The sequence below is a fragment of the Micromonospora globispora genome (genome assembly GCF_003857015.1).
GTDB classification, from domain to species: Bacteria; Actinomycetota; Actinomycetes; order Mycobacteriales; family Micromonosporaceae; genus Micromonospora; species Micromonospora globispora.
The window spans coordinates 1-9,284 of sequence record NZ_QGGF01000399.1; the positions used below are offsets into that span (position 1 = coordinate 1).

The 9,284-nt window shown below is 75.8% G+C and carries 7 protein-coding genes; 4 read left to right on the top strand and 3 right to left on the bottom strand.

Annotated elements, in window-relative coordinates:
• A partial coding sequence (locus tag DKL51_RS21295; RefSeq protein ID WP_148097820.1) for a S66 peptidase family protein occupies positions 1 to 910 on the bottom strand: 910 nt, incomplete at its 3' end.
• A 71-nt stretch (positions 911 to 981) separates the two neighbouring features.
• Between DKL51_RS21295 and DKL51_RS21300 the strand changes: the two genes are divergently transcribed.
• Entirely contained in the window at positions 982 to 1,749 is a 768-nt protein-coding gene (locus DKL51_RS21300; protein WP_109942751.1) for a type 1 glutamine amidotransferase, read from the top strand.
• A 1-nt stretch (position 1,750) separates the two neighbouring features.
• Entirely contained in the window at positions 1,751 to 4,792 is a 3,042-nt protein-coding gene (locus DKL51_RS21305; protein WP_124812411.1) for a bifunctional [glutamine synthetase] adenylyltransferase/[glutamine synthetase]-adenylyl-L-tyrosine phosphorylase, read from the top strand.
• A gap of 12 nt (positions 4,793 to 4,804) precedes the next feature.
• Here the strand turns inward: DKL51_RS21305 and DKL51_RS21310 are convergent, their stop codons facing one another.
• Together DKL51_RS21310 and DKL51_RS21315 are read right to left on the bottom strand one after the other, a co-directional pair.
• Positions 4,805 to 5,446 (bottom strand): class I SAM-dependent methyltransferase, encoded by a 642-nt coding sequence (locus DKL51_RS21310; RefSeq protein ID WP_109942753.1) that lies wholly within the window; start codon positions 5,444 to 5,446, stop codon positions 4,805 to 4,807.
• Positions 5,447 to 5,612: 166 nt separating this feature from the next.
• Positions 5,613 to 7,193 (bottom strand): hypothetical protein, encoded by a 1,581-nt coding sequence (locus DKL51_RS21315; RefSeq protein ID WP_124812412.1) that lies wholly within the window; start codon positions 7,191 to 7,193, stop codon positions 5,613 to 5,615.
• A 44-nt stretch (positions 7,194 to 7,237) separates the two neighbouring features.
• Here DKL51_RS21315 and mptB (DKL51_RS21320) point away from each other — a divergent pair, with 44 nt between their 5' ends.
• Both mptB (DKL51_RS21320) and mptB (DKL51_RS21325) read left to right on the top strand, forming a co-directional pair.
• Complete coding sequence (mptB, locus tag DKL51_RS21320; protein ID WP_185734871.1) at positions 7,238 to 8,638, top strand: polyprenol phosphomannose-dependent alpha 1,6 mannosyltransferase MptB; 1,401 nt, start codon at positions 7,238 to 7,240, stop codon at positions 8,636 to 8,638.
• 12 nt (positions 8,639 to 8,650) lie between these two features.
• On the top strand, positions 8,651 to 9,284 hold a 634-nt coding region (mptB, locus tag DKL51_RS21325), incomplete at its 3' end, for a polyprenol phosphomannose-dependent alpha 1,6 mannosyltransferase MptB (RefSeq protein ID WP_185734872.1).

A 9,284-nucleotide genomic window follows, 5' to 3' on the forward strand; every position in this document is an offset into this window, starting at 1 on the left:
CCGTGAGGGTGCCGGCGGTGGCGTCCAGGGTGGCGGGGGTGCCGACGGGGACCGTCAGCTGGCCGACGCCGTGGCCGATAGGGAGGCCACCCAGGACGGGGACGCCGAGGTCAGCGAGGCGGTCGGTGAGTACGTCGACGATGGTGGTGTCCCAGGCGTCGGCGCAGTCGGTGAACTGCCCGACGGCCACCCCGGCCACCCCGTCCAGGGCGCCGCAACGGCGCAGGTGGGTGAGCATCCGGTCGACCTTGTACGGCGGCTCCTGCACCTCCTCGATCAACAGGATCGCCCCGGTCAGGTCCGGCATGTCGGGCGTGCCGATGGAGGCGGTGATCAGGCAGAGGTTCCCGCCGAGCAGCGGACCCTCCGCGCGGCCGGGTACGTGTACCGCCACCGTCTCCTCCTCGGCCACGGCGGCGACGGTGACCGGTTCGGTGGTCATCAGCGCGGTGTGCAGCGACTCCGCCGAGTGGGGCGGGGTCCGGTCGTCCAGCCAGGCCGCGCCGGGGCCGTGCACGCTGGCCAGCCGAGCGCCCCGCCAGAGGGCGAACTGCAGCGCCGTGATGTCGGAGAAGCCGGCCACCACCTTCGGGTCCCGGCGGACCGCCGCCATGTCGATCAGGTCCACCACCCGCTGCGCTCCGTAGCCGCCCCGGGTGCAGATCACCCCGCGCACCTCCGGGTCGGCAAAGGCGGTGTTGAGGTCGGCCGCCCGCAGCTCGTCCCCGCCGGCCAGGTAGCCCCGCCGGGCGTACGCGTTCGGCGCGAGCACCGGCCGCAGCCCCCACCCGGTGAGCAGCTCGATGCCGCGGGCCACCCGTTCCGGCCGGGTCGGCCCGGACGGCGACACCAGCATCACCGTGTCGCCGGGGCGCAGGACGGGTGGGCGCAGGCAGTCGTCGGTGAGCACAGCGGGAGCCTAGTGGGCGTCGGGCCGAGCCCTTCCGGGCGTTCGGCGGCGTACGGGATAGCCTCGACGTCGTGGCGACCGCGCTGGTGATCGAGAACGACCCGACCGACGACCTCCGCCGGCTGGGGGAGTGGCTGACCGAGGGGGGCCTGGAACTGCGGGTGCTCCGCCCGCACGCGGGTGAGGAGCTCCCCGCCGACCTCGAGGGGTACGCCGCCCTGGTGGTGCTCGGCGGCGACCAGCAGGCGTACCCGCTGCCCGACGGCAGCCCCAGCGCGCCGTGGCTGCCGGCCCTGGAGGGGCTGCTGCGCAAGGCCGTCCGGCAGCGGGTCCCCACCCTCGCGATCTGCCTCGGCGCGCAGCTGCTGGCTGCCGCGCACGCCGGCCAGGTCGAGCGGAGCCCGTCCGGGCCGGAGATCGGGCCGACCGTGGTCGGCAAGCGGGACGCCGCCGACGCCGACCCGCTCTTCCGGTACGTGCCGCTGATCCCGGACGTGCTCCAGTGGCACTCCGACGAGATCACCGCGCTGCCCCACGGCGCGACCCTGCTGGCCGCCTCGACCCGCTACCCGCACCAGGCGTTCCGCCTCGGCGACCGGGCCTGGGGGTTGCAGTTCCACATCGAGTGCGACACCGCGATGATCGCCGACTGGGCCCGGGACTCCGAGCAGCTCGCCGAGCTGGGCTACGACCCGGAGCTGGTGGTGGCCGCCTGTGACCGGGTGATGGCGGACGTCGAGGAGGTCTGGCAGCCGTTCGCCATCCGGTTCGCCGCCCTCGCCCTCGGCGAGCTGGACGACGACACCAATCGCCGCAGCCTGCCGCTGCTCGGTCACTGACATGACCCGACCGACCAGGGGGCGGCTCGCCCGGTACGGTTTCGGCACCGCCGAGGGGAACGGCGACGCCCGGGCCGCCGACCTGCTCGGGCCGGACGGGCTCGGACTGTGGCGCCCCGACGAACAGGAACCCACCGGCGAGGCAGCCGCGGAGCTGCTGAATGCCCTTTCCCGGGCCGCCGACCCGGACCTGGCGCTGCGTCAACTGCACCGCCTCGTCGAGGCCGAACGCCGGGTCGCCGGCAAGTCGGCGCTGCTGGACGCGCTGCACGCCGATCCCGGGCTGCGCCGTCGGCTGGTCGCCGTGCTCGGCGCCTCCTCGGCGCTCGGCGACCATTTGGTGGCCAATCCGAACCAGTGGTCGGTGCTGGCCACCGCCCCGGACGGGCTCGCGCCCACCGCCGACGGCCGGCTGGACCTGGCCGCCGCCGGTCGGCTGACCGCGTCGACTCAGCCGATCGCGGTGCTGCGGCAGGCGTACCGGTTGGCGCTGCTGCGGATCGCGGCGGCGGACCTGACCGGCGGCCGTGGCCTGGAGCAGACCATGGCGGCGCTCTCCGCGCTGGCCGACGCCACCCTCGCGGCGGCGTACGAGATCGCCGTCGAGGAGCTGCCGGAGGGCACGCCGCGGCCCCGGCTGGCGGTGGTGGCCATGGGCAAGTGCGGCGGCGACGAGCTGAACTACGTCTCGGACGTGGACGTCATCTTCGTCGCGGCAGACGACGCGGACCTGACCACCGCCACCCTGGTCGCCACCCGGCTGATCCACGTCTGCGGGCTGGTCGCCTGGCCGGTGGACGCCGCCCTGCGGCCCGAGGGCAACCGGGGTCCGCTGGTGCGTACCCTCGCCAGCCACCTCGCCTACTACCGGCGCTGGGCCCGGACCTGGGAGTTCCAGGCGCTGCTCAAGGCCCGCCCGGCGGCCGGCGACCTGGCGTTGGCCCGGGAGTGGATCGACCAGCTCGCGCCGCTGGTCTGGTCGGCCGCCGAGCGGCCGGAGGCGGTCGAGGACGTCCGCTCGATGCGCCGCAGGATCATCGACAACATCCCGCCGAAGGAGCTGGAGCGGGAGATCAAGCGCGGCCCGGGTGGGCTGCGGGACATCGAGTTCGCCGTCCAGCTGCTCCAGCTGGTGCACGGCCGGGTCGACGAGTCGCTGCGGGTGCCGGGCACCATCCCGGCGCTACGCGCGCTGGTCGCCGGAGGCTACGTCGGCCGGGCCGACGGGGAGGCGCTGCTGCGCGGCTACCGGTTCCTGCGCGGCGTCGAGCACCGGCTCCAGCTCCAGGGCCTGCGCCGCACCCACACCGTGCCGACCGAGCCGGCCGCGCTGCGCTGGCTGGCCGCCGCGCTGGGCTACCTGGCCACCCCGGGCCGCAGCGCCGTCGAGGAGTTCCGCGCCGACTGGGTCACCCACGCCACTGAGGTACGCCGGCTGCACGCCAAGCTGCTCTACCGGCCGCTGCTGGAGTCGGTGGCCCGGGTTCCGGCGGACGGGCTGCGGCTCACCCCGGAGGCGGCCCGGCACCGGCTGGAGATCCTCGGCTTCGCCGACCCGGCCGGGGCGCTGCGCCACCTGCAGGCCCTCACCGGCGGGGTGAGCCGGACGGCGGCCATCCAGCGCACCCTGCTGCCGGTGCTGCTCAGCGAGTTCGCCGACGCCCCCGAGCCGGACCGGGGGCTGCTCAACTATCGGCAGGTCTCCGACAAGCTGGGCAGCACCCCCTGGTACCTGCGGCTGCTGCGGGACGAGGGGCCGGTGGCCCGCCGGCTGGCCCGGGTCCTCTCGTCCTCCCGGTACGCCGCCGATCTGCTGGCCCGGGAGCCGGAGGCGCTGCGGCTGCTGGCCGAGGACAGCGAGCTGACCCCGCGCCCCCGGGAGGTGCTCTGCGAGGGTTTCGCCGCGGCGGCGGCCCGGCACGCCGACCCCGAGCAGGCCACCCGGGCGGTACGCGCGCTGCGCCGCCGGGAACTCGTCCGGCTCTCCTGTGCGGACGTGCTGAGCCGGGCGGGCGCGCTCGCCCCGCTCACCGAGCGGGGACCGCGTACCGCCGAGCCCGGCGTACGCCCCGAGCGGGCTCCGACGCTGGCGGACGTCACCGCGGTCGGTGCGGCGCTGGCCGACGTCACCGACGCCACCCTGGCCGCCGCGGTGCGGATTGCCCGGGCCACCCAGCCGGCGCTGCCCGGCCTGCGGTTCGCCGTGATCGGCATGGGCCGGCTCGGCGGGTACGAGTCCAATTACCTCTCCGACGCCGACGTGCTCTTCGTCTACGACCCGCCGACCGGTGCGGACGAGAGCGCCGCCACCGCCGCCGCCCACGCGATCGCCGAGGAGCTGCGCCGGCTGCTCGGCGTGCCCGCTCCCGACCCGCCGCTCGGGGTGGACGCCGACCTGCGCCCGGAGGGACGGCAGGGTCCGCTGGTCCGCAGCCTCGCCGCGTACGCGCAGTACTACGCCCGCTGGTCGAAGGTGTGGGAGGCGCAGGCGCTGCTGCGCGCCCGGTTCGTCTGTGGGGACGCCGACCTGGGTGCCGAGTTCGAGGCGATGGTCGACCCGGTTCGCTACCCGGCGGACGGGCTGATCCGCGAGCAGGTGGTGGAGATCCGCCGGATCAAGGCCAGGGTGGAGACCGAGCGGCTGCCCCGGGGCGCCGACCCGGCCACCAACACCAAGCTGGGCCGGGGTGGCCTGGCCGACGTCGAGTGGGCGGTGCAGCTGCTCCAGCTCCGGCACGCCGGCCGGCTGCCGGCGCTGCGCGGCACCCGGACCCTCGACGCGCTCGCCGCGGCGCGTGACGCCGGTCTGGTCGACCCGGACGACGCCGCCGAGATGGCTGCCGGGTGGACGCTGGCGGCGCAGGTCCGCAACGCGCTGATGCTGGTTCGCGGCCGGGCCGGGGACCAGCTGCCCCGGCACGGGGTGGAGCTGGCCGGGGTGGTCCGGCTGCTCGGCCGGGACGACCCGGGCGAGTTCCTGGACGAGTACCTGCGGACCGGCCGCCGCTCCCGGGCGGCCATGCAACGGGTCATGGAGTCCTGATCCGCGCCGCCGCTACCGGCGACGCACCAGCAGCAGATGGTCGACCAGGGTGGCCGGCTGCCCGTCCGGGCCGGTGATCTGCCGCCGCGGCGCGTCCAGCCGCTCGGTCCGCCAACCGTCCGGGTCCAGGTCGAGCTCGGCCAGGGTCTCCTCCGGGGTGGGGAAGCGCCGGTCCGGATGGGCCGCGCGGGCCCACGGCGGGACCTCGCCGTGTTCGACGACCAGCAGCCGACCGCCGGGCGCGACCGCCCGGGCCGCCGCCCGGAGCACCGCCGCCCGGGGAAACTCCAGTGGTGACTGGAGAAACTGCGCGGAGACCAGGTCGAACTCGCCCGCCGGGAAGGTCCGGCTGAGGTCGTGCCGCTGGACGTCGATCCGGGACGCCATCCCGGCCGCGGCGGCCTCGGCCGCCGCCCGGTCCAGCGCGGTCTGGGAGATATCGACCGCAGTCACCCGCCAGCCCCGCCCGGCCAGCCAGATCGCGTCGCCGCCCTCGCCGCAGCCGAGGTCCAGGGCGCTGCCGGGTGGTAGCGCGCCGGCCACGTCGACCAGATGCGCGTTGGCCCGGCCGCTCCAGAGCCGGTCGCGGCCGCCGTACAGCTCGTCCCAGTGGCGGGCGGTCTCCTCGTCCACGGTCGCCTGCGGGTCGGTCATCCTCGTCACCCTCCTGACGGGCGGGCCCACCCCGCCGGCGCTCCAGATCGTTCACGCCGCCCGGCAAGGCAACAACAATTCTTGCCGGAATGGCAAAGGCGGCCGGGGTCATGTGGGGTTGACGGCGCTACAGATCTGATGACGTGAACGGTTCAGGCGGGAACGTTCAGCCGCCCAGGGTGTACGTGCCGGCGCGGGGCACGGTCACCACCGTCCAGTCGCCGTCGGCGCCGACCGTCGCCCCGCCCGACGCGCCCAGCCAGCGGCTGTACCGCACCCGCACCGGCACCGGGCCGGCTCCGGTGGTCCGGAAGGTCACCGAGGCGCCGTCCTGCCGGACCAGCTCGGCGGGCGCGGCCACCAGCGGAGTCGGGTCGCTCACCGCGTAGAGCCGCCAGTGCGGGTCGGACCAGACCTCGGTGAGGTAGGACTGCCCGCCCTCGACCAGCTCGGCCTCGTCCCGGCCGACCCAGGACAGCTCGGCGTCGGGTACGGCCACGTACTGCACCGCGTTCTCGGCCAGCCAGGCCCGGTAGCTCTCCGCGGTCAGCGGCACGCCCGTGCCGGTGGCACCGGGGACGGTGGTGAAGAAGAGCGGGTTGCGGGCGATGTCCGCCTGGCGCAGCCAGCCCCGGGCCAGCGGCACCTCGCCGAGGTGGGCGGCCTCCCAGTAGTTGCGGGTCGGCGGCACCTCCAGCCGGCCGGTCAGCCCCCGCCTGGTCAGCTCGGCCCGCAGCGGGTCGAAGTACGCCCGGTTGCTGGTCGGGTCGCCCGCGCTCTGCACGTCGGCGGCCACCACCGGCGGCTGCCACCCGCACACCGCCGCGAGCAGCGCCGCCAGCGCGACAGCACCCACCGGACGGGTGTGCCACCGGGACGGGAGCCGGTCGGTGGCCCACCGGGGGAGCCCCGCCATGGCGGCCAGGACCGGCAGGGCGAACATCACCCCCAGCCGGGTCGCGTTCAACCCGACCGGCGTGTGCAGCAGCGCCGCCGCCAGCACCCCGGCCGCCGACAGCAGCGCACCGATCCGCACCGGCCGGTACGCCACCAGCGCGGCCACCACCAGACTGGTCAGCACCGCGTGCAGGGTGTCGGTGCGGCTGATGTTCATCCAGCCGCCCTCGCCGAAGAGCAGCCCGGTCACCGCCAGCGGCGCGGCGGCGGCCACGCCGAGCAGCAGGCCGTCGGCGTGCCGGCGGGTGAGCAGCAACGCGGCGGCGGCGAGGCCGAGGAAGAGGCCGGCCACCGGGCTGGTCGCCGAGGCGAGCAGCGCGGCCAACCCCGCCAACGCCCACCGCCGCCAGCGTCGCGGTGTCGCGGCGGGCAGGGTGAGGGCGAGCAGGGCGGCCAGGCCGAAGGCCACCCCGAGGGCGTACGTCACCCGGCCCGAGACCAGGTTGCCGGCGATGGTGAGCACCCCGACCAGGCTGCCGAGCAGGGGACGGGGCGCCCCGGTACGCACCAGCAGCGCCGCGAACCCGGCGGCCGAGGCGAGCAGTGCGAGCGCGCCGGTGACCCGTACCCCGAGCAGGGCCATCAGGGGCGGGGAGACCAGGCTGTAGCCCCACGGGTGGACCCCGCCGTACCAGCGCAGGTCCAGTGGGGCGGCGCCGTGCGTGGCGAAGAACCCGGCGCGGGCGACCTGGGCGGACAGGTCCGAGCCCATCGTCGGCAGGACGAGATAGAGCACGCCGAGGACGAGCGCGGACGCGGCGGCGGCCACCACCGCCCGACTGTCCCGCATGCCCACCTCCTGACCGCGACCACCGTACTGGCAGCATGTCCGGCGTGCCTCACCACCTCTCACGCTGGATCGGCCTGGCGGGTTCCGCCCTGCTCGCCGTGGCTGCCTTCATCGGCGGTGCGCTGCCGCACTCCGAGCTGCGCCCCACCCCGGTCAGCATCTGGCAGGGCCCGAACGGCCCGCTCGTCATCGCCACCTGGCTGGTCGGCACCGGGCTGATGGCCTGGGCCTGGTGGTCGCTGCGAGACCGGGTGCCGTCCACCCGCTGGGCGCTGATCACCATCGGCCTCTGGATCCTGCCGATGCTGATCACCCCGCCGCTGGGCAGCCGGGACGTCTACGCGTACAGCTGCCAGGGGGCGAGCTACGCCGCCGGGATCAGCCCGTACGAGTTCGGCGTCTCCACCCTGCCCTGCCCGTGGCTGGACACCATCTCGTACATCTGGCGGGACACCCCGGCGCCGTACGGGCCGCTTTTCGTGGTGGTCTCCGGGGCGGTGGTCTCCCTCGCCGGCTCGCTGATCGGCAGCATGGTGCTGTTCCGGCTGCTCGCGGTGGCCGGGGTGGCGCTGGCCGCCTGCTCCCTGCCGGTGCTGGCCCGGCGCTGCGGCGTGCCGGCCGAGCGGGCGCTCTGGCTGGCCCTGGCCTGCCCGCTGGTCCCGGTGCACCTGATCTCCGGTTCGCACAACGACGCCATGATGGTCGGCCTGCTCACCGCCGGCCTGGCAGTGGTGGCGTCCCGACCCGGTCGCCCCGGTCCGCTGCTGGTCGGCGGGCTCCTGCTCGGGCTGGCCGCCGGCATCAAGGTGACCGCCCTGGTGGTGGTGCCGTTCGCCGCGCTGGCCGCGATCGCCGGGCCGTACCGGATCCGCTCGCTGATCCGCGACGGCGCGTGGGTGGTCGGCGCGGCGGTGGCCACCGTGATCGGGGTGACCCTCGCCGCCGGCCTGGACTTCGGCTGGATCAGCGGGCTGGAACAGGGCAACCTGGTCGTCGCCTGGACCTCGCCGCCCACCGCGGTCGGGCAGACGGCCGGCTACATCGCCGGGCTCTTCGGCGCGCACATCGACGCGCTGCCGGTGACCCGGGCGATCGGCGTGCTGGTGCTCGCGGCGCTGCTGATCTGGCTCTGGTGGCGGGCCCGGACCCGGGAGCCGCTCTGGCACGCCGGCCTCGCGCTGGCCGCCACTGTCGCGCTGGCCCCGCTCTTCCACCCCTGGTACTGGACCTGGCCGCTCGCGGTGCTCGCCGCGACCAGCCGGCGGACCGGCTGGTTCGCGCTGGTCGCGCTGGTCTCGTCGTTCCTGGTGCTGGCGGACGGCACCGGTCTGCCCCGGTACACCAAGATGCCCGGCGCGCCGCTGATGACGCTGTTGGTGATCTGGGTGGCCGTCCGGTTGGTACGGTCGGCTCGGGCGGCCCGCCAACCGGCCCCCGCCGACTAGGGAGAGGTGCCGGTGACCGACTCCGGCGAAGCGTCCGCCGCGCCGGACCGCCCGGATCGGGCCGGAGTCGCGCGCTGGGCGGGCCTCGTCGGAGCGGCGCTGCTGACCGTCGCCGGTTGGCTGGGCGGGGCGCTGCCCGCCGCTCCGGACACCACCAGCCTGCTCGACCTGTGGCGGGCTCCGCACGGGCCGTGGGTGCTCGGCTGCTGGCTGGTCGGCACCGTCCTGCTGGTCGGCGCCTGGTGGTCGTTGCGCCGCGGTGCCGCGTCGACCCGGTGGGCGTACCTGACCGCCGGGCTCTGGCTGCTGCCGCTGCTGGCCGCGCCGCCGCTGGGCAGCCGCGACGTCTACTCGTACGTCTGTCAGGGCTGGAGCTGGACGCACGGCGCCGATCCGTACCGGGTGGGCGTGGCGGCGGCGGGTTGCCCCTGGACGGAGGCGGTCCCGCCGATCTGGCGGGACACCCCGGCGCCGTATGGGCCGTTCTTCGTGCTGCTCGCCAGGCTGGCGGTGCTCCTCGGCGGCGGGCTGGTCGGCGCGATCGTGCTGCTGCGGCTCGTCGCGGTGGCGGGCGTGCTGGCGGTCGCGCTCTGCCTGCCCGGGCTGGCCCGGGCCGCCGGGGTGCCGACCCGGCGGGCGGCCTGGC

Excerpts from the sequence above, each read along its gene's own strand:
- DKL51_RS21305 (WP_124812411.1), top strand. The coding sequence starts at position 1,751 with ATGACCCGACCGACCAGGGGGCGGCTCGCCCGGTACGGTTTCGGCACC.
- DKL51_RS21310 (WP_109942753.1), bottom strand. The coding sequence starts at position 5,446 with ATGACCGACCCGCAGGCGACCGTGGACGAGGAGACCGCCCGCCACTGG.
- DKL51_RS21315 (WP_124812412.1), bottom strand. The coding sequence starts at position 7,193 with ATGCGGGACAGTCGGGCGGTGGTGGCCGCCGCCGCGTCCGCGCTCGTC.